This window comes from Flavobacterium luteum (assembly GCF_008806775.1).
Lineage (GTDB): Bacteria > Bacteroidota > Bacteroidia > Flavobacteriales > Flavobacteriaceae > Flavobacterium > Flavobacterium luteum.
Genome location: NZ_WAEM01000009.1, coordinates 66,472 through 91,436, shown reverse-complemented (window position 1 = coordinate 91,436; position 24,965 = coordinate 66,472). Strand labels below are relative to the sequence as shown.

The following is a 24,965-nucleotide window of genomic DNA, read 5'->3' as shown; positions in this document are numbered from 1 at the left end:
AGATGCTACTACGGTAGCTTTTTCAGGCAATAGTATAAATTCATCCACAGGAGCTGTTACCTATGCAGCGGGCTGGAGCGGAACGACAACCATCACGGCAAGTGCAGCAGGTTGTAATGGACCAGCGACTACTACTCATGTAGTAACGATAAGCCCTATATCAACCACAGCAACCAATGGTTCTACTCAAACTATTTGTTCTATAGGTACTGCTACTTTAACTGGAAATATTCCTTCAGTGGGAACAAGTGCTTGGAGCGTAGTTAGTGGTCCAAGTATCTCTTCGGCACAGTTTGACAACACAGCTTTACCAGCCGCTATTTTTACACCTGCAGGTGGAGGAGGTTCGTATATTTTGAGATGGACCATAACCAATGGCGCGTGTAGCTCTTTTGCCGATGCAACGATTACAGTTACTTCTGGAACAATAGATGGAGTTAACTTGCAATATTGGTCAGCTTCTCCGAGTGCACAACAGGTATGTAACGGAAGTTCGTTTACCGTTTTTGGACAAGTTTATAAAGCAGGATTAACTAATATTACCACGGGAAGTGGAACCGGAATACAAGCCCAATTTGGTTATAATACAACTAATAACGATCCTTCGGTTACTTTAAATTCATGGACATGGGCAGATGCCACTTTTGGAAGTGATAAACCCTCTAATGATGAGTATACTTATAATTTTACTCCTCCAAGTACGGGACCGTATTACTTTACTTTTAGATATCGATTGAACGGATGTGCTTGGTATTATGGAGGCTATAAATCGGATGGCACTTTAGGTGCTTGGAATGGAACAACTTATGTAAGTGGTTCAGCAAACGTATCAGCAGCACCAACCACTGCTACCAACTCTTCCGCTCAAACCATTTGTTTTACAGGAACTGCTAATTTATTAGGGAATACTCCTTCAGTTGGCACAGGCGCTTGGAGTGTAGTGAGTGGACCAAATATATTAACAAGTCAATTTAGTAGTTTAAGTAATCCAACTGCAGTATTTACACCAGCAGGAGGAGCAGGATCATATACAGTAAGATGGACAATAAGCAATTCTCCGTGTTCTGCTTCGTTTACTGACGCTATAATTACTGTCAGTGCAACGAACACATGGACAGGAACAACCAGCAAAGATTGGAATGATGCTACTAACTGGAGTTGCAATGCTGTGCCAAATTCATCTACTGATGCATTAATTGTATCAGCAACTAATTCACCTGAAATTGGGTTTAGCGGAACAACTGCTGCAAACTGTAGAAATTTAACCATTACTTCAGGGACACTTACCATGTCAAATGCATCTTCACTTACATTAGCAACTACTTCGACATTTAGTAATAGTGCTTCATTTGTTCCTGGTAACGGAACAGTAAACTTTTTTGGAAGTGGGACTATCATAGGAACAGTTGAATTTAATAATATCAATTTAAGTGGCTCTGTTTCTTTTAGTAACGCAGTTTCTATTAAAACAAGATTGACAATCTCGACCAATGGAGCAGTTACTACTAATTCTCCAACATATTTGTTTAATAGTTTATTACAGTATTCTACAGGGGGTCCTTATAATAGAAATCTGGAGTGGACTACCGCAACTTCAGGAGCTGGTTATCCAGTCAACGTTCAAATTTCAGCTAATGGCACTTTTACTACCTTAAATATGTTGAGCACGGTTGCCCAATGTTCTGGAAATCTAACCATTGACTTAAATAATACTCTGAATACCACTTCAAATACATTAACGGTACTAGGAGATGTATTGATTAATGGTACGATGAGTTTGGGAGGAGATGTAAAAACCAGAGGCAATTGGACGGTAGGTGCCAACGGTGTTCAAACTAATAATGGAAAAGCAGTATTCTTTACAGCAGCTACTGGAGACCAAACGGTAACAAAAACTGGAGGAGGAACCGTGTTTTTTGATTACCTAATAATTGATAAAGCTACAAGTGGTAATGTTGTGATTGAAAGCACAACAAATATTACTTTAAACACTGCTACAGGACGTGTATTGCAATTGAATAACGTTGGAGGATTGGATTTGAATGGAAGGTCATTGACCCTTAATAATAGTGGAGGTTCTATTTATGTAAATGGTGCTAGAAGTATTATTTCATCACTATCTTCACCGAATGGGACTATTGAAATTAATCAATATAAATTTATTGGTAACAATAGCGGTACAGGATTTCTAAGTCTAGGAGCTACGGTTACAGTGAATTTAAATACCAACGGTAATCTTGATTTTGGACTATCAGGAGGTACGCCAATAACCACTTTAAATGGTATATTGTCTATAAACAGTAATACTAGCTGTTTTGTAAATACCAACCCACCAATTTATAGTACTACTTCTACCTTGATTTACAACAGTGGAGGAACCCGAAATAGAGATTTGGAATGGAACGCTACCAGTGGAGCGGGATATCCAAACGATGTGATTGTACAAAATCAAACTACTCTTGAAGTAGCTAATGGTAGTGATACCTTTAGAAAAATAGCAGGAGATTTAACTATTTTAGGAGCAGCTACATCAGGGACTTTGGGCTGCGCCAACTGTAGTAAATTTCGTATTACCGATTTGTATACTGCTAGTCCAGCAATAGTCTCTGGAACAACTGGAGTTGGTGTTGAGATAGGCGGAGATATTATTAACAAAGGAAGAATAGAATTAAAAGGAGATACCAATACTCGATTAAAATGTACTAATTTTTTCAATGGAGACACAACAACTGAGGGAAGAAAATCGACTACAGCTTTATCAGGAGATTTAAATGCTACTCCTCCTTTTAATGGAAATTATGGTGGAGATTTGGAAGTAACTGCTGATTTTCAAGATGATGCTTCTTTTGTTAGTAATCAAAGAGCCGTTTTCTTTACGGGGTCAGGTATACAAGATGTTAGAGGTTCTGCTCCTGGTACACTAAATATAGATTATGTGGTTGTTGCCAAAAGCGGCAGTACCAATCCAGTTCTTTTAAATAAAGAATTATTAATAGGTGGTCCTCAAGGAGGTAGTGCAGTTGTTTTTTATGCTGCTACTGACATCATCGATTTGAATGGTTTTAAATTAACAGTGGGTACCTCAGGGGTTTATAATACCGTTATTGGAGACGGAAAGTTTAAAGGAGGAACTAATGATTCTGAATTATCCATTTTGGGTATTGGAGAAATTGGAACGATTAATTTTGACAATTCAACCCCAGGAGTTACCAATAATTTGAAATACTTAACTCTTAATAGAACCATTTCTGCGCCAACCTATCCAACAGCTGGATTTAACTTAGGTAGTGATGTAGCTATTTCTAATACTGCTACCTTGACAGCAGGAACCCTAAATTTAGGTTCAGCCAATATGACTATTGGAGGATCAGGCTCTATTGCTGTTACATCACCTGATGCTACAAAAATGATTATAGCCAGTGGTACTGGTGAGTTGAGAAAAACGTTTTCAGCTGCGGGTTCTTTTACTTTCCCAATAGGAGATAATGTGGGTACTGCAGAATACAGTCCTGCTACTTTAGCTTTCTCAGGAAGTCCGTCAGGATATGTTGGAGTAAGAGTTCAAGATGCCAAACATCCAAATATTAATGTTGGTATAACAGATTATATAACTCGTTATTGGCCGGTAACCTCAACAATCGCTAGTCCATCATGTACAGCTTCGTTTACTTATTTAGCTGCTGATGAGAATGGAACAGTTGCAAATTATTTTGGAGGTCGCTATTTATCATCTGATTGGTATTGTATGGATGATGTAGATCAAACCAGTAGAATTATTTCTAAAACTGGTTTAAGTGCTTTTGGGGATTTTACGGTTTATACTCCGCCAGCCATGACAAGCGCACTTACTACTTCTGCAGCTACTATTTGTGCTAATACTAGTGCCAATTTGCAAGTTGCCATAGGAGGAGGTGATAGTCCTTATACCGTTGGGCCATATACAGTAGTATATAATGATAGTGTTTTGGCAACTAATGTTACGGTTAATAGTTATACTAGTGGCGCTAACATTACAGTATCACCAACAGCTGCCACCACCTATACCTTGGTGTCTGTTACTAGTTCTAAAGCTTGTTCTTCTGTGGCATCTGATGCGAAAACTGTAGCTATCGGCGGTACCTCTACTTGGAATGGAACTTCTTGGATAGGTGGAACACCAGGAGACACCAGCACAGCAGTTGTTACATCGAACTATAATCAATTTGCTAATATTACGGCTTGTACCTTGACGGTAAACAACAATGCTATAGTAACTATCCCTTCAACATTTAAAGTTACTTTGAGTGGTGCTTTGACGGTTGAGAATGGCAGTAGCTTTACTTTACAGAATGATTCTAATTTAGTTCAAACGGGAGGTACTACGAATCCAAATACAGGAAGTATACAAGTGAATCGAAATAGTTCATCCTTGTACTTGTTAGATTATACATTGTGGTCCTCACCAGTTGAGAATCAAAACTTGTATGCATTTTCACCTAGAACCCTTGGGAATCGTTTTTATGTATATGACACTCCAACCAATCAGTATAGTCCTATAGCTTCTAGTAATAACTTTACAGTAGCCAAAGGATATTTAATACGTGTGCCTAAGGATTACTCCTCAACAACACCTGCTATTTATAATGGCGTATTTACAGGGAAGCCTAATAGTGGTACAATAACATTCCCAATGAGCATGGGAGGAACACCAACTATAGGTTATGGCTTTAACGCAACAGGAAATCCGTATCCATCTCAAATAAACGTTCATAATTTTATAGATGCAAATCTTTCAAATATAACGGGAACACTTTATTTTTGGAGAAAGAAGAATGATCAAACTCAAACGAGTTATGCTACTTTAACAAAATTAGGCTATGTTGCTAATAGTGCACCAGGAGGAGGAACAACCAATACTTTCAATTATTTTAACACAGCAAATAATGCAGCAAATACATGGGTTATCAATGTAGGCCAAGGCTTTTTTGTAAAAGCTACAAATGCTGCAAATTTAGTATTTACCAATGCAATGCGAAGAGGTGTTAATAACAGCAACCAATTCTTTAGAACTGGCAGCAAGACTATTACTAGTGATCCTAGTCTTTATAAGTTGACAGTAACAAGCAACAATGGTTTCTACAGTCAAATGTTAGTAGGATACTCAACAGAGTATACCTTGGGAGTAGATCCAGGAATTGACGGTGAACTTGATTCTATTGACAATGATTATTTTTGTAGTAGTATAGAAGGAGCGCCATATAGAATTCAAGGACGACCAGAGTTCGATATTTCAGATGTAGTCCCATTACAATACAAGATAGAAACAGCAGATGAATATACAATAACAATCGAACAATTTGATGGCTTGTTTGGAACACAAGATGTATTTATAAAAGACAAATTGACAAATGTTATTCATAACTTAAAAACGGGACCATATATTTTTGGATCAGAATCTGGAACGTTCACCGATCGTTTTGAAGTGGTTTATGAAAGTCCACTGAGCACAATTGATTCACAGTTTAATCCAAACAGTGTAGTGGTATATAAACAGAATCAAGATGTAGTTATTAATACAGGTACAGTCCAAATGTCAAATGTAAAAATCTATGATATTCGAGGACGTTTGTTGGCATCAAAAACCAATATCAATGCCTCACAAGTTAAACTGTATGCAGGAACTACCCAACAGGTATTAATTGTAAAAATCACTTCAGACACTGATGCAGTAGTTACCAAAAAAGTAATCAACTAAAAAGTATCTTTTTTATTCTAAAAAGCCCTTTCGGTCACGAAAGGGCTTTTTTTATGCATAAAATCTAAAAAGTGATAGGTATTTCACCGATGAAGTGCCTAAACACAGTCGATGAAGTGCATCTTTTTTAGCCGAAATACTCCAAAATTACTGTTTTTGTAACTTGAACGAGTATTGCAGTACTTCAACGAAAATAATTGGAGTAGGCTAAGTGCTGGCCTATCTTTGACTTGTATTAGAAACGAAACAATACCTAAAACAAAAAAGATGAAAACAGCAACTCAAAACACCACAACTCAAAATTCTTTCTCAGGAATTAGAATGGTTGTTTTATTTGTTTTGCTAGTAGCATCTAGTTTTACAATGATAGGACAAAACAAAGATGAAGTTGTTACACCAGAAACTACAGTTGTTGCTACACAAAGTAATGTAACTACTAATACTTCAATGAATTTTGTTTCTTGGTTCATGGGAACAAAACAAACTCCAAACGCAAATCAATCAGGAGATGCTGCAACAAGCCAGAAAAAACAAATGATTAATTCAGGAATTGCTCCAAACCGTTTGTTGATTAAAGCTTTTTTGAAAAAAGCATCAAACTATAGTTCTACAATAGCATAATAGTTTTTTTAGACAGAAGAATTTTAAGGACTTTTAATTACTTTAAAGAACAAAAAAAAATCCAGATCAAAGAACTGGATTTTCATAATAGTTTAAGTATAGATTAGATTCCAAAAGCAATTTTTACCTGTTCTACAAAATCTAATTTTTCCCAAGTAAATAATTCGACCGTTACCGTTTTTTCGTTTCCGCCAGGAGCTGAGAACGTTTTAGTTACCATTTCTGGAGTTCGTCCCATATGTCCGTAAGCGGCAGTTTCGCTATAAATAGGATTTCTTAATTTTAAACGTTGCTCAATAAAGTAAGGGCGCATATCAAAAATAGCTTCTACTTTTTTTGCGATTTCACCATTTGTTAAATCTACTTTCGATGTTCCGTAGGTGTCAATAAAAATACCCATTGGTTTAGCAACACCAATAGCATATGAGACTTGAACCAATATTTCTGAAGCAACACCAGCCGCAACTAAGTTTTTTGCTATGTGTCTTGTAGCATACGCAGCACTTCGGTCTACTTTACTTGGGTCTTTCCCTGAGAATGCACCACCACCGTGAGCACCTTTTCCCCCATAAGTATCTACAATGATTTTTCTGCCAGTTAAACCAGTGTCTCCGTGAGGGCCTCCGATTACGAATTTTCCTGTTGGGTTAATGTGGTATTGAATTTTATCATTAAATAAATGAGCGTGTTTTGGATTTTTAGCAATGATTCTTGGAATCAAAATTTCAACAATATCTTTTTTGATTTTAGCAAGCATAGTAGCTTCTTCATCAAAATCGTCATGTTGAGTAGAAATCACAATGGCATCAATACGTGTTGGAACGTTGTCATCACTGTATTCTAAAGTAACCTGTGATTTTGCATCTGGACGTAAATAGGTAATTTCTTTATTTTCACGTCGTAATATCGCTAATTCTTGCAATAATTTATGCGATAAATCAAGCGCCAGTGGCATGTAATTTTCGGTTTCATTTGTCGCATAGCCAAACATCATTCCTTGGTCACCCGCACCTTGCTCTTCTGGATTTTTTCGATCTACTCCTTGGTTAATATCTGCAGATTGTTCGTGAATCGCTGAAAGAATACCACAAGAATTAGCCTCGAACATGTATTCGCTTTTGGTATATCCAATTTTACGAATAACATCACGAGCAATTTGTTGCACATCTAAATAGGTATTTGATTTTACTTCCCCAGCCAAAATGACTTGCCCAGTTGTAACTAAAGTTTCACACGCTACTTTAGAGTCAGCATCAAATGCTAGAAAGTTATCAATTAATGCATCCGAAATTTGATCTGCAATTTTGTCTGGATGTCCTTCACTTACAGATTCAGACGTAAATAAATAAGCCATAATAATTATAGTATTTAAAATTAATTGAGAAAAAAAATTGCTAAAAAGGACTAAAGGAGAATTTCTGCTTTAGCATTTTTACTACTGAAATTTTTTCAGTACTCATAATGAATTCCTTTCATTATGAAGAGGTTGCAATCAGTTCAAATTTTTCCTCTTGTATTCGGGTGCAAATGTATGAAACCATTTTGAATTGCAAATTATTCTTTACAGATTTTTGATGTTAAAATTAAGTACAAATGATTTGTTTGTAAAACGAATTGCTTTAAAACAATGTTATAACTTTATTAAATTTTATAATTTAATTTGGATAGATAGACATTAGTTTGCAAATTTGTTTAACATAAAAAAAACAAATGAATTCAAATATATGTTATACGTCGAAAGCCATTCAGGAGATATCTTGAGGGTAGACTATTGCTTAAATTTTAAAAAACAAATAGCAAAAGCCTCCCGAAAATTCGGAGGCTTTTTTAGATTTTATTCAAAAGACACTATTTAAAAATGAATGCCTTAAAACAGAAACAAATAAATTCTTCTACTGTCAAATCAATGATATGTATTAGTAGGACAATGTAAAATTACGTGTGTTAATTCCAAAAGAAAAGGTTTTCAGCTAATATCGCTTTTGGATTCCAATCTAAAAGGGGTTTTAGTTTTTAAAATTAAAAACAAAATTAAACATAAATAAAAAATAATCATGAGTACAACAAAATTTGCAACAAATGCTTTACATGCTGGACACGATGTTACCAAAACTGCTGGAACTAGAGCCGTTCCTATTTATCAAACATCATCTTATGTTTTTAACAATTCAGAACATGCAGCCAAATTATTTGGTCTTGCCGAAGCGGGTTTTATATACACAAGACTAAACAATCCTACCAATGATATTTTAGAGCAACGTCTTGCTTCGCTTGAAGGAGGAATAGCAGCTGTAGTTACTGCATCTGGCACTGCTGCAATTGCAACTTCCTTGTTGGTATTGCTTAAAGCAGGTGATCATATTGTGGCTTCTAGTAGTTTATATGGTGGAACCTATAATTTGTTGAATGTAACGTTGCCAAGATTAGGAATTACAACCACTTTTATTGATGCATCTGACGCAGCAAATTTTACAAAAGCGGCAAAAGAAAACACAAAAGTTTTCTTTGCAGAATCTTTAGGAAATCCAAAATTAGATGTTTTAGATTTAAAAGCTATTTCAGCTGAAGCTAAGGCTTTTAAAGTGCCATTTATTGTTGATAATACGGTTCCCTCTCCCTATTTGTTAAATCCAATTGAATTTGGTGCCAATATTGTCATTCATTCTTTGACAAAATATATTTCAGGCAATGGAACTTCATTAGGGGGAGCAATTATTGATGCAGGAACATTTGATTGGAGTAGCGGAAGATTTCCTGAATTTACAGAGCCATCTGCTGGATACCATGGTTTGGTTTACCATCAAGCATTAGGTAATGCCGCATTTATAGCCAAAGTTAGAATTGAAGGATTACGTGATTATGGTGCTGCTTTGAGCCCATTTAATGCCTTTCAAATTATTCAAGGATTAGAAACGTTGCCAGTTAGGGTTCAAAAACATAGTGAAAATGGACTTGAGTTAGCAAAATGGCTGGAAAAACAAGATGTTGTTTCTTGGGTTAATTACCCTGGTTTACAATCGAGTAAGTACTATGAATTAGCAAAAGAATATTTGCCAAAAGGACAAAACGGATTGCTTACTTTTGGTTTAAAAGGAGGTTTTGAAGCCGCCAAAAAAGTAGCCGACGAAACTAAATTATTCTCTCTTTTAGCTAATATAGGGGATACAAAATCACTAATTATTCATCCTGCAAGTACAACCCACCAGCAATTGTCCGATGACGAACAAGTCGCTACAGGAGTTACGAAAGATTTGATTAGACTTTCAGTTGGTTTAGAAGATATAGAAGATTTAAAAGAAGATTTGAAAGCAGTTTTCGATAATTTAAAAGCATAAATAACAGCATATTTGAACTTAGAGAAACTGAATTCAATATGTTTTATCATTAATAAAAATAGACATCATGAAAACACTAAAATATTTTTCAAAAGCAATTCAGTTTCTTACATGTTGGAATAGTAAGTCAAAAAAAGCAAATCAAACTAACCTAGAATTAACAAATTCGAGATTTGGAATTAATTTGAAAGAAATTTCAAAATCAAGTAGAATAACTAATTCAAGGTTGTTTCAATTGTATTCAAAAGAAAATGACACATTGTTCATTTAATTTGAATTAAAGTACAAATTACAAGACGGATTAAATTAAAGATATAAGTAACCTTTTTTTTAATCTGTTTTGTAATTTTATTTAAAAACAAATTTAGAGTACTTGCTTATTAAAAAAATAGTGCTAAATTTGCATCGTTAAGTTCATTATCGTATTGAAATGTTATAAAGAAAGGCAGAGGGATTAGACCCGATGAAGCCTTAGCAACCCTTCGGTTAACGAAGAAGGTGCTGCATTCTACCATACTTATATGGACAGATAACAACAAGGAGTCTTCTAATTCAATTCGAACTTTCTTTCTAATATTTCCAAATACAAATCATCAAACAATAAAGATTTGAAATTGGATCATAAACCGAAAAATATAGTTTTACAAAATTTTGTCACAGAAAGTGGAGTGCTTTGTCCTGTAATAAATCTAAGTTATCAAATATTTGGACCTGAGCTAAATTCGGCACCTATAATAGTTGTAAATCATGCATTAACTGGAAATTCACAAGTAGTAGGTGAAAACGGTTGGTGGAATGATTTGATAGGAATTGACAAAACCATAGATATTCGTAAATATACTATTGTATCATTTGATGTGCCAGGAAATGGTTTTGATGGTCATATAATTGATAATTATTTAGATTTTAATACTCGAGATATTGCCAGAATGTTTCTTGAAGGACTTCGATATTTAGATGTAAAGCGATTGTTTGCCCTTATAGGTGGTTCGGTTGGTGGAGGAATTGCTTGGGAAATGGTAGCACTAGCACCCAAAATAACTGAGAATTTAATTCCTATAGCAACCGATTGGAAATCGACAGATTGGTTAATTGCTAATTGCTATTTGCAAGAACAAATCCTCAACAATTCGCGTAAGCCAATTGAAGATGCTAGAATTCACGCTATGTTATGTTATAGAACTCCTGAATCTTTTAAAGAAAAATTTCAGCGAAATACCAGCGATCAGCTTGAAACGTTTAAAGTAGAAAGTTGGTTGAATCATCATGGTGAAAAGTTGCAAAAAAGATTTCAACTCTCAGCCTATAAAATGATGAATCAATTGCTTAAAACCATTGATATTACTCGAAACAGAATCTCTTTTGAATCGATAATCACTGAAGTAGATGCTACTATTTATATCATCGGAATCAATTCAGATCTCTTTTTTACAGCTAATGAAAATAGAGAAACCTATCAAGAAATTAAAAAGTTTAAAGAAAATGTGTTTTATAGCGAAATAGACTCACAACACGGTCATGACGCCTTTTTAATGGAATATGATCAACTAGACAATTTATTAGAAGTTGTTTTTAAAAATAAAAAAGACAAACAAATGAAAATATTGAAATTCGGAGGCAAGTCATTAGCAAATGGGGAAGGAATAAACAAAGTTTTAGATATAATTATTGACAAGAAAAATAAAGGAGAAAATATTGCTGTAGTTGTTTCTGCAAGAGGGAATGCAACTGATGAATTAGAAGATATTTTAACAATAGCTGCTAAAAACGGAAACTACAAACCTTTATTACAAAGTTTTAAAGAATACCAACAAGAGGAATACAGAGATGTGGATTTGTCTGAAGAATTCGAAAAATTAGATAAACTTTTTGAAGGAGTAAGTTTGATTGGTGATTATAGCGATAAAATAAAAGATCAAGTGTTATCGCAAGGCGAATTATTAGCTGCCAAATTAATTACTGCAGTTTTAATAAAAAAAGGGATTAATGCTAACTTTACCGATACTAGAGGTCTTATAATAACCGATTCAAAGTTTGGCGACGCTCAACCTTTAGAGCAAGTTTCAAAGAAAAATATTGTTCAGTATTTTAAAGAGAATAAAGATTCGGTTAACATAATTACAGGTTTTATAGGTTCAAATAATAAAAGCGAAACCACTACTTTAGGAAAAAATGGAAGCAATTATACTGCTTCGTTAATAGCCAATTACCTAAATGCATCGGAGCTTCAAAATTATACGCATGTTGATGGCATTTATACTGCTAATCCAGATTTAGTTTTAGACGCGAAAAAAATAGATCATTTATCTTTTAATGAAGCCAACGAATTAGCCAATTTTGGAGCAACGATTTTACATGCCAAAACGATTATTCCTTTATTAGAGAAAAATATTCCTTTACGAATTTTAAATACTTTTAACAATGATAATGATGGCACTTTAATCACATCAAATTCAAATAAAGAAGGAATTAAATCACTTTCGGTTTTAGATAATGTTTCGTTAGTTAATCTTGAAGGAAGAGGATTACTGGGAAAAACAGGAGTTGATGCTCGTATTTTTAAAGTTATGGGCGACCATAATATAAGTGTAAGTATTATTTCGCAAGGCTCATCAGAGCGAGGAATTGGTCTGGTTGTGTCTGCTGATAAGGCTACTAAAGCCATGATTGAGTTAGAAAAAGAATTCGAAAATGATTTTTATTCTAAAGATGTCAATAAAATAACCGTAACTGATAATGTAGCAGTAATTTCGATTATTGGACAGGATTTGAGTACTTTTCATAAGCCTTATACAGCGCTTATCAAAAACAAAATTATTCCAATACTTTTCAACAATACGGTTACTGGAAAGAACGTGAGTTTAGTAGTAAAAAAATCAGAACTTAACAAAGCGTTGAATGTAATTCACGGAGAGATTTTTGGTGTTTCTAAAAAAATAAATATTGCCATTTTCGGTCACGGATTAGTAGGCGGAACGCTAATCAATCAACTTTTAGAATCGGCTGGTGCTATAGAAAAAAGAAAAGGAATTAAATTGAATGTTTTTGCTATTGCGAATTCTAAAAGCCTTTTGTTAAATAAAAATGGAGTTTCGCCTAATTGGAGAAATGAAATCCAAACCAACGGAAGTTCTTATACAATTAACGACGTTATAGCTTTTGCAAATGAACATAATTTGGAGAATTTAATTGCAATTGATAACACTGCAAGTGCTAGTTTTGTGGAGAATTACTTCAAGTTGGTAGAGAATAGTTTCGATTTGGTTTCCTCTAATAAAGTTGCAAACACCTTGAGTTATGCTTTTTACAAAAAATTACGAAAAGTGTTAGAAGAAAATCAAAAAACATATCTCTATGAGACAAATGTTGGTGCTGGATTGCCATTAATTGATACTATAAAATTATTGCATCTTTCAGGTGAAAACATAACAAAAATTAAAGGTGTTTTCTCAGGTACTTTAAGTTATTTATTTAATAATTTTTCAGCTAAAGATATTCCATTTAGCGAAATTTTGAAAGAAGCAATTGATAATGGCTACACCGAACCCGACCCCAGAGAAGACCTTTGTGGCAACGATGTAGGTAGAAAATTATTGATTTTGGCAAGAGAATTAGATTTGCAAAATGAGTTTGAAGAAATAAATATTCAAAATTTAATTCCAGAGCATTTGCGTAAAGGAAATGTAACAGATTTTCTAAATAAATTGACAGAGTTTGATACAATTTATAACAAAATAAAAGCAGAACAAAAACCAAATCACGTCTTGAGATATATTGGCGAATTATCAGGTAATTTGCAAAACGAGAAAGGAAATCTTGAAGTAAAATTAGTTTCAGTGCCATCAGATACTGCTCTGGGCGGATTAAAGGGTTCTGATTCATTCTTCGAAATTTACACAGAATCTTATGGTGACAGGCCAATAGTCATTCAAGGAGCAGGAGCAGGTTCTGCAGTTACAGCACGTGGTGTTTTTGGCGATATTTTAAGATTATCCGATAAAGGGTAGGGATTTAAGATTGTAGAATTGAGACTTTTGATTTCAGATTTAAATTAAATATAAAATGAAAATTACATTAAACAGAGTGAACGATAACTTTCACTTCGAACTAAAAAACGATCGAGGACATATAGTAAATGTAGATGCTAGACCTGATTTTGGTGGAAATGATATGGGGCCAAGTCCAATGGAATTAGTATTAATGGGTGTTGCAGGCTGTAGCGCTATTGATATGATTTCAATTTTGAAAAAACAACGTCAAGAGATTACATCATTCAAAGCTGATGTAGAAGGAGTTCGTGTTCAAGTAGGAGAAGCAAAACCATTCAAAGATATTTATGTAGTCTTTTCGCTTGAAGGAGCAATTAAAGAAGATAAAGCTGCTAGAGCGGCACAACTGTCATTTGAAAAATATTGTTCAGTTTCTAAAACTTTAGAACCAACAGCAACTATACATTATAAAGTAGTTTTGAATGGAGAAACTCTTAGCAAGTAGCAATACACTTATCTAGTAATATATACAATAATAACAAGCCTTAGGCATTAGCTAAAAGCCAATAGGTAAAAGCAAAAAAAATGAACGATTCAGAATACGGTTTTGAAACCCAAGCCATACGAACACAATTAGAAAGAACACAATTTCAAGAACACTCAGTGCCTTTATATTTAACATCAAGTTTTGTATTTGAAGATGCCGAAGATATGCGAGCTTCTTTTACCGAAGAGAAAGAGCGCAACATTTACAGCCGTTTTAGCAATCCAAATACTACTGAATTTGTAGATAAAATTTGCAAAATGGAAGGAGCAGAAGCAGGTTATGCTTTTGCAACAGGAATGGCTGCGGTATATTCTACTTTTGCGGCTTTACTAAACGCTGGTGATCATATTGTTTCTGCGGGAAGTGTTTTTGGTTCGACTCATGCTTTATTTGTAAATTATTTTCCAAAATGGAATATTCAAACCACTTATTTCGATATCAATAAACCCGAAACTATTGAAAGTTGTATTCAACCCAATACTAAAATTTTGTATGCGGAATCGCCTACAAATCCAGCCATTGATATTATCGATTTAGAATTACTGGGAGCAATTGCTAAAAAACACAATCTCATTTTAATTATCGATAATTGTTTTGCAACACCCTACATTCAGCAACCAATAAAATTTGGAGCGCATTTAGTAATTCATTCCGCCACAAAATTAATTGACGGTCAAGGTCGTGTTTTAGGAGGAGTTACTGTAGGTAGAGAAGATTTAATTCGTGAAATATATTTGTTTTCAAGAAATACTGGGCCAGCTTTATCACCATTTAATGCATGGGTTTTATCTAAAAGTTTAGAAACTTTAGCGGTTCGTTTAGATAGACATTGTGAGAATGCTTTGAAAGTTGCCGAGTTTTTAGAATCACATCCTAATGTTAATACTGTAAAATATCCGTTTTTGAAATCGCATCCACAATATGAAATTGCCAAAAAGCAAATGATTTTGGGAGGAAATATTGTTGCTTTTGAGATCAAAGGCGGAATTGAAGCTGGAAGAAAATTCTTGAATAACATAAAATTATGTTCGCTTTCAGCAAATTTAGGTGATACAAGAACAATTGTTACACATCCAGCCTCTACAACGCATAGTAAGTTATCTGTTGAAGAAAGATTGGCAGTAAGCATTACCGATGGTTTAGTGAGAATTTCAGTCGGTTTAGAAACTGTAAAAGATGTTATTGCTGATTTAGAGCAAGCTTTAAATTAAAAATTACGACATTTGAATTTAGAAATTTTTAAATCTAAAAAATTAAATGCTTTCAAAGAAAACAAAATACGGAATAAAAGCATTGACTTTTTTGGCACGCCAAGAAAATCAAACTCCAGTTCAAATTGCTGAAATAGCAAAGGAAGAACATATTTCATTAAAGTTTTTAGAGAGTATTTTATTACTTTTGCGCCATTCGGGATTTTTAGGAGCTAAAAAAGGTAAAGGAGGCGGCTATTATTTAATAAAAGATCCTAAAGAAATCAATATGGCAATTGTATACCGAATCCTTGAAGGACCAATTGCTTTGTTGCCTTGTGCCAGTCATAATTTTTATGAAAAATGTGACGATTGTACAGACGAAGCTACTTGTGCCGTCCGCAAACTCATGATTGAAGTTAGAGATAATACCTTAAAAATTCTCGAAAACAATACTCTTGCCGATATTGCTTTTTAACAAACAATTTGTGGTTTAAAATTTTGTAGTTTATAAAAAAGTACTAATTTTGCACTTTAATCTACAAAACCGATAGGGTAGTAGATTTTAATAAAAATTATAATTATGATTAAACGATTTGTAAATAATTCTGTAGGGGCTATTCAGAATAGTGATTTTGCCAAGAAATTATGGGTTATTATTCCAGTATTTTTAATAATAGGATTAATCTCAATTTTAATTTATAATCATTATGCTGATTTTTCATGGGCGGGATTCTTAGCTGGTTTCAATCAAGAATTTTTAATTTTTTTCTGTATTGGTGTTTTTGCTCAATTAGTCGATGGTACTTTAGGAATGGGTTATGGAGCAACTTCAACCTCATTTTTATTAGCATACGGTGTTCCTCCAGTAGTTAGTAGTACAGGAGTGCATGTTGCTGAGATGTTTACAACTGGAGCGTCTGCAATTTCGCATCATCGTTTTGGAAATATTAATAAAAAATTAGTTCGTCATTTATTAATTCCTGGTGTTTTAGGTTCTATCACAGGAGCTTATTTGTTGTCCGATGTGATTGATGGCGATGTTATTAAACCATTTATTGCAGTATATATGATAATTTTAGCTTTCATAATTATTAGAAAAGCGATTCAAAAAAATATTGTAAAAAAGAAAACGAAACGTTTGGGGATTTTAGCTTCTTTTGGAGGCTTTATGGATGCTGTAGGAGGTGGAGGTTGGGGGCCAATTGTTACCTCAACTTTGTTGGGACGAGGTAGAAATCCTCGATATACAATTGGGTCAGTAAATGCTGCTGAATTTGCGGTTTCTTTTGCTAGTGGAATCACCTTCATGCTTTTTGGAGGAATTAGTGGTTGGCAGGTAATTATTGGTTTAATTTTAGGAGGAGTAATTGCGGCTCCACTTGCTGCTTATCTTGTAAATAAAATTCAAAGAAAACCAATGATGATAGTAGTAGGTATATTAATTATCATATTAAGTTTAAGAACCTTATCTAAATTAGTATAATGAGTACAGCTATAGTCAATAATTTATTAGATAAAACAAAGAATTTCTCTATAGAGGAAACATTATCTTTTTTAGCTAATGAGTACAAAGGCAAAGTCGTTTTTTCGACTTCTTTCGGGCAAGAAGACCAAGTGATTACAGCTTTAATTGCTAAAAATAATTTACCAATTACTGTTTTTACATTAGATACGGGAAGATTGTTTCAAGAAACCTACGATGTTTTTCATAAAACAGAAAAAAAGTATAAAGTAGGTATTAAAACCTATTTTCCAGAAACAACTGATGTAGAAAAGTTGCTAAATACAAAAGGACCAAACAGCTTTTACGAATCGGTAGAGAACAGAAAAGAATGTTGTTTTATCCGCAAAGTAGTTCCATTAACAAAGGCCTTAAAAGGAAATGAAATCTGGATTACAGGACTTCGTGCAGAGCAATCGGAAAACAGAAATGATTTGGCAACTTTTGAATATGATGCTCATTTCAATATCATAAAATTCAACCCGTTATTGAAATGGACTTTAGCCGAAGTTCAAAAATATATTGATGACAATAATGTGCCGCAAAACACTTTACACAAAAAAGGATTTGTAAGTATAGGTTGTGCACCTTGTACCAGAGCTATTGCCGAAGGAGAAGACATTAGAGCAGGGAGATGGTCTTGGGAATCTAGCCATAAAGAATGTGGTTTACACCAAAAATAGGAGAAAGAAGTTAGAATAAAGAGAAAAGAAAAAATAATAATAGTTAAGAGATTTTAGTCAAGGTCACAACCTTAAACTTTTAAACTTTTAAACTTTTAAACTTAAAAAATGAGTTCAATATTAAAAACAAATGCTTTAGAAAGCGAAGCAATTTACATATTCAGAGAAGTGATTTCTCAATTTGACAAACCTGTATTGCTATTTTCTGGTGGAAAAGATTCAATAACTTTGGTGCGTTTGGCACAAAAAGCATTTTTTCCTGCAAAAATCCCATTTCCTCTGTTGCATGTTGATACAGGTCATAATTTCCCTGAAACAATCGAATTCAGAGACAAATTAGTAGCTGAATTAGGATTAGAATTGATTGTTCGTAATGTGCAAGATGCTATAGATGAAGGAAAAGTAGTTGAAGAAACAGGAAAGTATTCTAGTAGAAATACACTTCAAACGACTACTTTATTAGATGCTATTGAAGAATTTAAATTTGATGCTTGTATAGGAGGAGCTCGTCGTGATGAAGAGAAAGCAAGAGCTAAAGAACGTATTTTTTCTGTTCGTGATGATTTCGGTCAGTGGGATGAAAAAAATCAACGCCCTGAATTATTTGATTTATTGAACGGAAAAATTGAAAATGGTCAAAATGTTCGCGTTTTCCCAATTTCGAACTGGACAGAATTAGACGTTTGGAGCTATATAGAACAAGAACAAATTGAAATTCCATCAATATATTTTTCTCACAAACGTAAAGTGTTCATTAGAGACGGTATGATTTGGTCACATTCTCCTTTTGTATACCAAGAAGAAGATGAACAAATCGAAGAAAGAATTGTTCGTTTTAGAACTGTTGGCGATATGAGTTGTACAGCTGCCGTTGATTCCTATGCGGCAACAATTCAAGAAGTAGTCGGAGAAATTCGTTCTTCGACAATTTCTGAAAGAGGAGCAAGAATCGATGATAAACGTTCTGAAGCTGCAATGGAGAAAAGAAAACAACAAGGTTATTTTTAGAATTTAATTTTTAGAAATTTAAGAAGTAAGTATAAAAACATAAGAAGTTTATAAGTGAAGTTTTCAAAACCTTAAACTTTTAAACTTTAAACAAAAAATTAGGATGGAAGTTTTAAAAATAGCAACAGCAGGAAGTGTAGATGATGGAAAAAGTACTTTAATCGGAAGATTATTGTATGATACAAAATCCTTGACTACCGATAAGATTGAAGCAATAGAAAAAAGCAGCAAACAAAAAGGATATGATTATCTTGATTTTTCTTTAGCTACCGATGGTTTAGTTGCTGAGAGGGAGCAAGGAATCACTATAGATGTAGCACATATCTATTTTTCGACTGCCAAAAAAAGTTACATCATTGCAGATACTCCAGGTCACGTAGAGTATACACGTAACATGGTTACAGGAGCTTCGACTTCACAAGTATCTATCATTTTAATCGATGCGCGTAAAGGAGTAATTGAGCAAACGTACCGTCACTTTTTTATCAATAATTTATTAAGAGTAAAAGATGTGATTGTAGCCATTAATAAAATGGATTTAGTTGATTATTCAGAAGAAGTTTTCAATAAAATCAAAACAGATTTCCAAGCTTTAAATGCAAAAAGCGCTTTCAAGGAACAAAACGTAAGTTACATTCCGCTAAGTGCTATTAATGGTGGAAATGTTGCTGATAAGTCTGAGAATATGCCATGGTACACTGGGCAAACGGTTTTAGAACATTTAGAAAATCTTGAACCAAATGATATTTACGAAAACGGAATTGCACGTTTTCCTGTTCAAACCGTTATTCGTCCAAAAACAGAAGAATATCATGATTTTAGAGGATATGCTGGAAAATTATACGGAAATAACATCAAAGTTGGTGATGCGGTGACAGTTCTTCCTTCATTAACAGAATCTAAAGTGACAAAAATTCACTTTTTTGACAAGCAATTTGATGAAGCTACAGCTGGTTCTTCAATCACCATTGAATTAGAAAACGATATCAATGTGACAAGAGGCGATATGATTGTAAAATCAACCGAACTTCCAAAAGTAGAAAAAGACATCACAACAACTGTTTGTTGGATGGATAGCAAAAAATTAGTGGCAGGAGCAAAGTATTTTGTTCAACACAACACTAATAGGGTTTTGGCCAAAATTGATAGCGTAAAAAATGTTATTGCTACCGATTATTCAGGAACAACTCCAGCCTCTCAATTGGCAATTAACGAAATTGGAGAAGTAACAATTAAATTAAGCAAAGCCATTTATTTTGATGCTTATACCGATAACAAATCAAATGGAGCATTTATATTAATTGATGCTGCAACAAATACAACGGCAGGAGTAGGATTTATAAAATAGTTATTAGTTTGTTGTTCAATTCAACTATAAACCAATAACTATAAACCAAAAACAATAGAAATGGAAAGTTTTCAAACAGAAATAGAAAATCCGATAGTACAAAAGGATATTATCGATTTAGAAAGAAAAATTGCTTTATTCCGTGATGGTAAAATTGATGACGAACGTTTTCGTAGTCTACGTTTAGCACGAGGCGTTTACGGTCAGCGTCAAGAAGGCGTGCAAATGATTCGTATTAAATTGCCTTTTGGTAAAGTAACAAGCGAACAATTAACTCGTATTTGTAAAGTTTCTGAGGAATATTCAACAGGTCGTTTGCATATTACAACGCGTCAGGATATTCAAATTCACTATGTAAGCTTAGATAGAACACCGCAACTTTGGGCAGAGTTAGAAAAAGATGATGTTACCTTGAGAGAAGCTTGTGGAAATACCGTACGAAATATAACCGCTAGCGAAACCGCTGGTATAGATCCCGATGAACCTTTTGATGTATCGCCTTACGCACACGCATTATTTCAGTTTTTCTTGAGAAATCCAGTGTGTCAGGAAATGGGACGTAAATTTAAAATGTCATTTTCATCATCGGATAAAGATACGGCGTTGAGTTATTTACACGATTTAGGATTTATTCCAAAAATAGTAAATGGTGAAAGAGGATTTAAAGTTATGCTAGGTGGCGGTTTAGGGTCACAACCTCACCATGCAGAATTGTTATCAGAGTTTGTTCCTGCGAATCAAATAATTCCAACAACCGAAGGAATTCTTAGAATATTTGATCGTTATGGCGAAAGAGCAAAACGTCTAAAAGCACGAATGAAATTCTTGATTAAAGAAATTGGAAAGGATGAATTTTTGAGATTAGTTGAAGAAGAAAAAAAAGCATTATCATACCAAACGGTAGAGATTGATCCTACTGCTTTTGAAGGAGAAATCCCAGAACCATTACAAGCAGCACCAAAAGTAGTTATCGATGATGTTCAGGCATTTGAAGCTTGGAAAAAATCAAACGTAATTGCCCAAAAACAAAAGGGTTATGTAGCCATAGGAATTAAAATTGCTTTAGGAGACTTTTATTTAGATAATGCTAGAAAATTAGCTTATTTGATAAAAAATTATGCTACAAATGAATTGCGTTTTACGTTAAGACAAAACATATTAATTCGTCACGTAAAAGAAGAAGACTTATCATTTTTCTATCAAGAATTGACCAAGTTAGATTTTGTAACTTTAGGGTATAATAGTACTGTTGATATTACCGCTTGTCCAGGAACCGATACTTGTAATTTAGGTATTGCAAGTAGCACAGGAATTGCAGATGAATTAGAAAGAGTGCTTGCGGCAGAGTATCCAAAGTATGCAAACAATAACGAAATCACTATTAAAATTAGTGGTTGTATGAACGCTTGCGGACAACACAATATGGCAGAAATTGGTTTTCAAGGAATGTCAATCAATTCAGGAAAACTAGTAGCGCCAGCTTTACAAGTACTTTTAGGTGGTGGAAATTTAGGAAACGGAGAAGGACGTTTTTCTGACAAAGTAATCAAAATTCCAAGTCGTCGCGGACCTGATGCTTTACGTCTCATTTTAAATGATTTTGAAGCAAATGCTAACGGACAATCGTTCTTGAATTATTATGATGCCAAAGGTGAAAAATATTTTTATGAATTCTTGAAACCTTTAGCTGATATAACCAATTTAACAGAAGCCGATTTTATAGATTGGGGAAATGCAGACAACTACGTAAAAGCTGTTGGAGTAGGAGAATGCGCCGGAGTAGTAATTGATTTAGTAGCTACTTTAATTTATGAAGCCAAAGACAAATTAACATTTGCGCAAGAAGCTTTTCAAGAAGAGAAATGGTCAGATGCTATTTACTTGGCCTATGCAGGATTTGTAAATGGTGCTAAAGCTTTATTATTAGCTGAAAACCAAAAAACAAACCACCATGCTGGGATTATCGATTTGTTTGATACCGTATTTACAGCAACTAATAAAATAGAGTTTAATGCCACATTTGCAAGTATAGTATATCAAATAAAAGAAAACGAACCAAGTAAAGAGTTTGCACAAAAGTATATTCAAGAAGGAATTGCCTTTTTTGATACTATTGAAGAATATAGAGCCAAAGATTTAGCTAAAATATAGTGGAAAGAAACGAGTTATATCCAATTTTTTTAAAGTTACACAACCTCAATGTACTTATTGTAGGTGGAGGAAACGTGGGTTTAGAAAAGTTATCGTTTATGCTAAAATCCAGTCCAAATGCAAATGTAGAGGTGGTGGCACCAAAGTTTTTACCAGAATTAGAAGCTTTAGCACAAAAACATCCATCAGTAAAATTGACTTATAAAAAGTTTAATCGCTGGATGCTTCGCAAACGCAATATGGTCATAGCATGCACCGATGATTTAAAAGTTAACAAAAGAGTATACGATTTATCTAGAAAGAGATATCTGATTTGCAATATAGCCGATACTCCGCCATTGTGCGATTATTATTTGGGAGGAATTGTAACTAAGGGAAATGTAAAAATAGCCATTTCTACTAACGGAAAATCGCCAACAACAGCAAAAAGGTTAAGAGAATTTTTTGAAGAAATTATTCCGGAAGACATCAATAAAATGGTTGAAAACCTTAATGAATATCGAAAAACGCTGAAAGGTAATTTTGAAGAAAAAGTTCAGAAAATGAATGAAATTACAGAAGGTTTAAAGAATAAATAATGGTACAAGTGTCACAATTGTCACATAAAGAATAAAAAATCATTCGTTGATTTGTATAAGAGTTAATAAAAATAGTAAAGACAAAAAAAAATGATTAAAACAGATATACTAATTATAGGAGCAGGACCAACAGGTTTATTTGCAGTTTTCGAAGCAGGATTATTAAAATTAAAATGTCATATTTTAGATGCTTTACCACAGCCTGGAGGGCAATTGTCTGAGTTATATCCAAAAAAACCTATTTACGATATTCCAGGATTTCCAGACATATTGGCGGGGGATTTAGTAGATAATTTGATGGAGCAAATCAAGCAGTTCGAGCCTGGATTTACTCTCGGAGAACGAGCAGAAACTATTGACAAGCAAGAAGACGGGACATTTATTGTAACCTCAAATAAAGGGAAAAAATTTCATGCTCCAGTTGTTGCTATTGCTGGTGGTTTAGGAAGTTTCGAACCTAGAAAACCACTAATCGAAGATATTGAGTTCTATGAAGACAAAGGAATTAAGTACTTCATTAAGAATCCAGAAAAATACAGAAACAAAAGAGTAGTAATTTCTGGTGGAGGTGATTCGGCCTTAGATTGGAGTATTTTCTTGTCAAATGTAGCTTCCGAAGTGACTTTAATTCACCGTAGAAACGAATTCCGTGGTGCTTTAGATTCTGTAGAAAAAGTACAAGAATTAAAAAATTCTGGAAAAATAAAAATGATTACTCCAGGAGAAGTTGTTGGGTTAAACGGAGCTGAACATCTAGAATCTGTTGATGTAGATATCGAAGGCGCGCATAGAAATATTCCGACGGATTATTTTATTCCACTTTTTGGACTTACACCAAAATTAGGACCTATAGGCGACTGGGGACTTGAAATTGAGAAAAATGCTATTAAAGTAAATAATTCATTAGATTATCAAACCAATATTCCAGGAATTTTTGCCATTGGAGATGTAAATACGTATCCTGGAAAGTTAAAATTGATTCTTTGCGGATTTCATGAAGCTACTTTAATGTGTCAAGCGGCGTATCAAATTATCAATCCAGGTAAAAAATATGTTATGAAATATACAACTGTTTCTGGTGTTGACGGATTTGACGGAACCCGAAAAGAAGCTCCAAAAGCAGTGGTAAAGGCAATAACCTAAAAATTTAAATTAGTATATACTATCAAAATAGCCTTATCATTTGCAAGTGGTAAGGCTATTGCGTTACTTTGCAGTTCGAATTTAAAAACACATCTCTAAGTGAGATTTTCATAAATAACTATGTCAACAATTCAAGAAGCGATACAAAAACGAATTCTCGTCCTCGATGGGGCAATGGGAACGATGTTGCAACGTTATAATTTTTCGGAAGAAGATTTTCGTGGAGTACAATTCAAAGATTTTCCACATTCTCTAAAAGGCAACAACGATTTATTATCATTAACACAACCACAAGCCATAAAGGATGTTCATGCCGCTTATTATGAAGCTGGTGCTGATATAGTAGAAACCAATACGTTTTCAGGTACAACAATAGGGATGGCCGATTATCATATAGAAGATTACGTATACGAACTAAACTATCAATCTGCTAAAATTGCTCGAGAAGTCGCTGATGCGTTTACAGCTAAAAATCCTGATAAACCTCGATTTGTTGCGGGTTCTATTGGTCCAACAAACAGAACGGCCAGTATGTCTCCAGACGTGAACGATCCAGGATACAGAGCCGTAACTTTTGATGATTTACGCATAGCCTACAAACAACAAGTCGAAGCGCTACTTGATGGTGGTGTAGATTTACTTTTAGTAGAAACAATTTTTGACACTTTAAATGCCAAAGCAGCACTTTTCGCCATTGAAGAAGTAAAAGAAGAACGCCATATCAATATTCCAATTATGGTTTCTGGGACAATTACCGATGCTTCAGGAAGAACACTTTCTGGACAAACGGTGGAAGCTTTCTTAGTTTCGGTTTCGCATATTCCGTTGTTGAGCGTAGGATTCAATTGTGCTTTGGGTGCGGATTTATTGAAACCCTATTTGCAAACTTTGTCGCATAATACATCGTTCAATATCTCGGCACATCCTAATGCAGGTTTGCCTAACGCTTTTGGAGAATATGACGAAACACCAGAGCAAATGCAAGCCCAAATTCGTAGCTATCTCGAAGATAATTTAGTAAACATCATAGGCGGTTGTTGCGGAACAACTCCAGAACACATAAAATTGATTGCTGACATTGCCAAGGATTATAAACCGAGGGTTTCGACGGCAGTTATGTAAATATAAACAGAC

Annotated in this window: 17 protein-coding genes and 1 riboswitch; of the genes, 16 read left to right on the top strand and 1 reads right to left on the bottom strand. The window is 34.2% G+C overall.

The genetic code is table 11. The annotated features are described in order from the left end of the window. Both F6464_RS13300 and F6464_RS13295 read left to right on the top strand, forming a co-directional pair. Positions 1 to 5,734 (top strand): T9SS sorting signal type C domain-containing protein (locus F6464_RS13300; protein ID WP_151108443.1); only part of this gene is annotated, 5,734 nt, incomplete at its 5' end. Positions 5,735 to 6,001: 267 nt separating this feature from the next. Continuing rightward, on the top strand, positions 6,002 to 6,355 hold the full coding sequence (locus F6464_RS13295) for a hypothetical protein (RefSeq protein WP_151108442.1): 354 nt from the start codon (positions 6,002 to 6,004) through the stop codon (positions 6,353 to 6,355). A gap of 103 nt (positions 6,356 to 6,458) precedes the next feature. Here the strand turns inward: F6464_RS13295 and metK are convergent, their stop codons facing one another. Then, positions 6,459 to 7,709 carry a methionine adenosyltransferase gene (metK, locus tag F6464_RS13290; RefSeq protein ID WP_151108441.1) on the bottom strand — a complete coding sequence of 417 codons (1,251 nt, stop codon included), beginning with the start codon at positions 7,707 to 7,709 and terminating at the stop codon, positions 6,459 to 6,461. Between the two features lie 700 nt (positions 7,710 to 8,409). Between metK and F6464_RS13285 the strand changes: the two genes are divergently transcribed. From F6464_RS13285 to F6464_RS13220, 14 genes are all read left to right on the top strand, one after another. Further along, on the top strand, positions 8,410 to 9,690 hold the full coding sequence (locus F6464_RS13285) for an O-acetylhomoserine aminocarboxypropyltransferase/cysteine synthase family protein (protein WP_151108440.1): 1,281 nt from the start codon (positions 8,410 to 8,412) through the stop codon (positions 9,688 to 9,690). A gap of 67 nt (positions 9,691 to 9,757) precedes the next feature. After that, positions 9,758 to 9,961, top strand: a complete 204-nt coding sequence (locus tag F6464_RS13280; RefSeq protein ID WP_151108439.1) for a hypothetical protein — start codon at positions 9,758 to 9,760, stop codon at positions 9,959 to 9,961. Positions 9,962 to 10,120: 159 nt separating this feature from the next. Then, positions 10,121 to 10,226: riboswitch (SAM riboswitch) on the top strand. Positions 10,227 to 10,304: 78 nt separating this feature from the next. Further along, positions 10,305 to 13,697: a bifunctional aspartate kinase/homoserine dehydrogenase I gene (gene thrA / locus F6464_RS13275; protein ID WP_151108438.1), complete on the top strand. Its 3,393-nt coding sequence runs from the start codon at positions 10,305 to 10,307 to the stop codon at positions 13,695 to 13,697. Positions 13,698 to 13,752: 55 nt separating this feature from the next. Continuing rightward, the gene (locus tag F6464_RS13270) at positions 13,753 to 14,184 is read left to right on the top strand and encodes an OsmC family protein (protein WP_151108437.1); all 432 of its coding nucleotides are present in this window, start codon (positions 13,753 to 13,755) and stop codon (positions 14,182 to 14,184) included. An 80-nt stretch (positions 14,185 to 14,264) separates the two neighbouring features. Next, complete coding sequence (locus tag F6464_RS13265; protein ID WP_151108436.1) at positions 14,265 to 15,437, top strand: trans-sulfuration enzyme family protein; 1,173 nt, start codon at positions 14,265 to 14,267, stop codon at positions 15,435 to 15,437. A gap of 46 nt (positions 15,438 to 15,483) precedes the next feature. Then, entirely contained in the window at positions 15,484 to 15,894 is a 411-nt protein-coding gene (locus F6464_RS13260; RefSeq protein ID WP_151108435.1) for an RrF2 family transcriptional regulator, read from the top strand. Positions 15,895 to 15,999: 105 nt separating this feature from the next. Then, on the top strand, positions 16,000 to 16,902 hold the full coding sequence (locus tag F6464_RS13255) for a sulfite exporter TauE/SafE family protein (RefSeq protein WP_151108434.1): 903 nt from the start codon (positions 16,000 to 16,002) through the stop codon (positions 16,900 to 16,902). Further along, complete coding sequence (locus F6464_RS13250) at positions 16,902 to 17,603, top strand: phosphoadenylyl-sulfate reductase (RefSeq protein ID WP_151108433.1); 702 nt, start codon at positions 16,902 to 16,904, stop codon at positions 17,601 to 17,603. The genes F6464_RS13255 and F6464_RS13250 overlap by 1 nt, the downstream gene beginning before the upstream one ends. 108 nt (positions 17,604 to 17,711) lie before the next feature. Continuing rightward, positions 17,712 to 18,611 (top strand): sulfate adenylyltransferase subunit CysD, encoded by a 900-nt coding sequence (cysD, locus tag F6464_RS13245; protein WP_151108432.1) that lies wholly within the window; start codon positions 17,712 to 17,714, stop codon positions 18,609 to 18,611. 103 nt (positions 18,612 to 18,714) lie between these two features. Beyond that, the gene (locus F6464_RS13240) at positions 18,715 to 19,959 is read left to right on the top strand and encodes a sulfate adenylyltransferase subunit 1 (RefSeq protein ID WP_151108431.1); all 1,245 of its coding nucleotides are present in this window, start codon (positions 18,715 to 18,717) and stop codon (positions 19,957 to 19,959) included. A gap of 60 nt (positions 19,960 to 20,019) precedes the next feature. After that, a complete protein-coding gene (locus F6464_RS13235; protein ID WP_151108430.1) occupies positions 20,020 to 22,110 on the top strand; it encodes a HEPN domain-containing protein in 2,091 nt (696 codons plus the stop codon). Beyond that, positions 22,110 to 22,688, top strand: a complete 579-nt coding sequence (locus tag F6464_RS13230; protein WP_151108429.1) for a precorrin-2 dehydrogenase/sirohydrochlorin ferrochelatase family protein — start codon at positions 22,110 to 22,112, stop codon at positions 22,686 to 22,688. Before F6464_RS13235 ends, F6464_RS13230 begins: the two co-directional genes overlap by 1 nt. 90 nt (positions 22,689 to 22,778) lie before the next feature. Continuing rightward, entirely contained in the window at positions 22,779 to 23,831 is a 1,053-nt protein-coding gene (locus tag F6464_RS13225) for an NAD(P)/FAD-dependent oxidoreductase (protein ID WP_151108428.1), read from the top strand. A 120-nt stretch (positions 23,832 to 23,951) separates the two neighbouring features. Then, positions 23,952 to 24,953: a homocysteine S-methyltransferase family protein gene (locus F6464_RS13220; protein ID WP_151108427.1), complete on the top strand. Its 1,002-nt coding sequence runs from the start codon at positions 23,952 to 23,954 to the stop codon at positions 24,951 to 24,953. Positions 24,954 to 24,965 lie beyond the last annotated feature (12 nt).

Bases quoted from the DNA above. Each gene is read 5' to 3' on its own strand.
- F6464_RS13295 (WP_151108442.1), top strand. From the start codon at position 6,002: ATGAAAACAGCAACTCAAAACACCACAACTCAAAATTCTTTCTCAGGA.
- metK (WP_151108441.1), bottom strand. From the start codon at position 7,709: ATGGCTTATTTATTTACGTCTGAATCTGTAAGTGAAGGACATCCAGAC.
- F6464_RS13285 (WP_151108440.1), top strand. From the start codon at position 8,410: ATGAGTACAACAAAATTTGCAACAAATGCTTTACATGCTGGACACGAT.
- F6464_RS13280 (WP_151108439.1), top strand. From the start codon at position 9,758: ATGAAAACACTAAAATATTTTTCAAAAGCAATTCAGTTTCTTACATGT.
- F6464_RS13270 (WP_151108437.1), top strand. From the start codon at position 13,753: ATGAAAATTACATTAAACAGAGTGAACGATAACTTTCACTTCGAACTA.
- F6464_RS13265 (WP_151108436.1), top strand. From the start codon at position 14,265: ATGAACGATTCAGAATACGGTTTTGAAACCCAAGCCATACGAACACAA.
- F6464_RS13260 (WP_151108435.1), top strand. From the start codon at position 15,484: ATGCTTTCAAAGAAAACAAAATACGGAATAAAAGCATTGACTTTTTTG.
- F6464_RS13255 (WP_151108434.1), top strand. From the start codon at position 16,000: ATGATTAAACGATTTGTAAATAATTCTGTAGGGGCTATTCAGAATAGT.
- F6464_RS13250 (WP_151108433.1), top strand. From the start codon at position 16,902: ATGAGTACAGCTATAGTCAATAATTTATTAGATAAAACAAAGAATTTC.
- cysD (WP_151108432.1), top strand. From the start codon at position 17,712: ATGAGTTCAATATTAAAAACAAATGCTTTAGAAAGCGAAGCAATTTAC.
- F6464_RS13240 (WP_151108431.1), top strand. From the start codon at position 18,715: ATGGAAGTTTTAAAAATAGCAACAGCAGGAAGTGTAGATGATGGAAAA.
- F6464_RS13235 (WP_151108430.1), top strand. From the start codon at position 20,020: ATGGAAAGTTTTCAAACAGAAATAGAAAATCCGATAGTACAAAAGGAT.
- F6464_RS13225 (WP_151108428.1), top strand. From the start codon at position 22,779: ATGATTAAAACAGATATACTAATTATAGGAGCAGGACCAACAGGTTTA.
- F6464_RS13220 (WP_151108427.1), top strand. From the start codon at position 23,952: ATGTCAACAATTCAAGAAGCGATACAAAAACGAATTCTCGTCCTCGAT.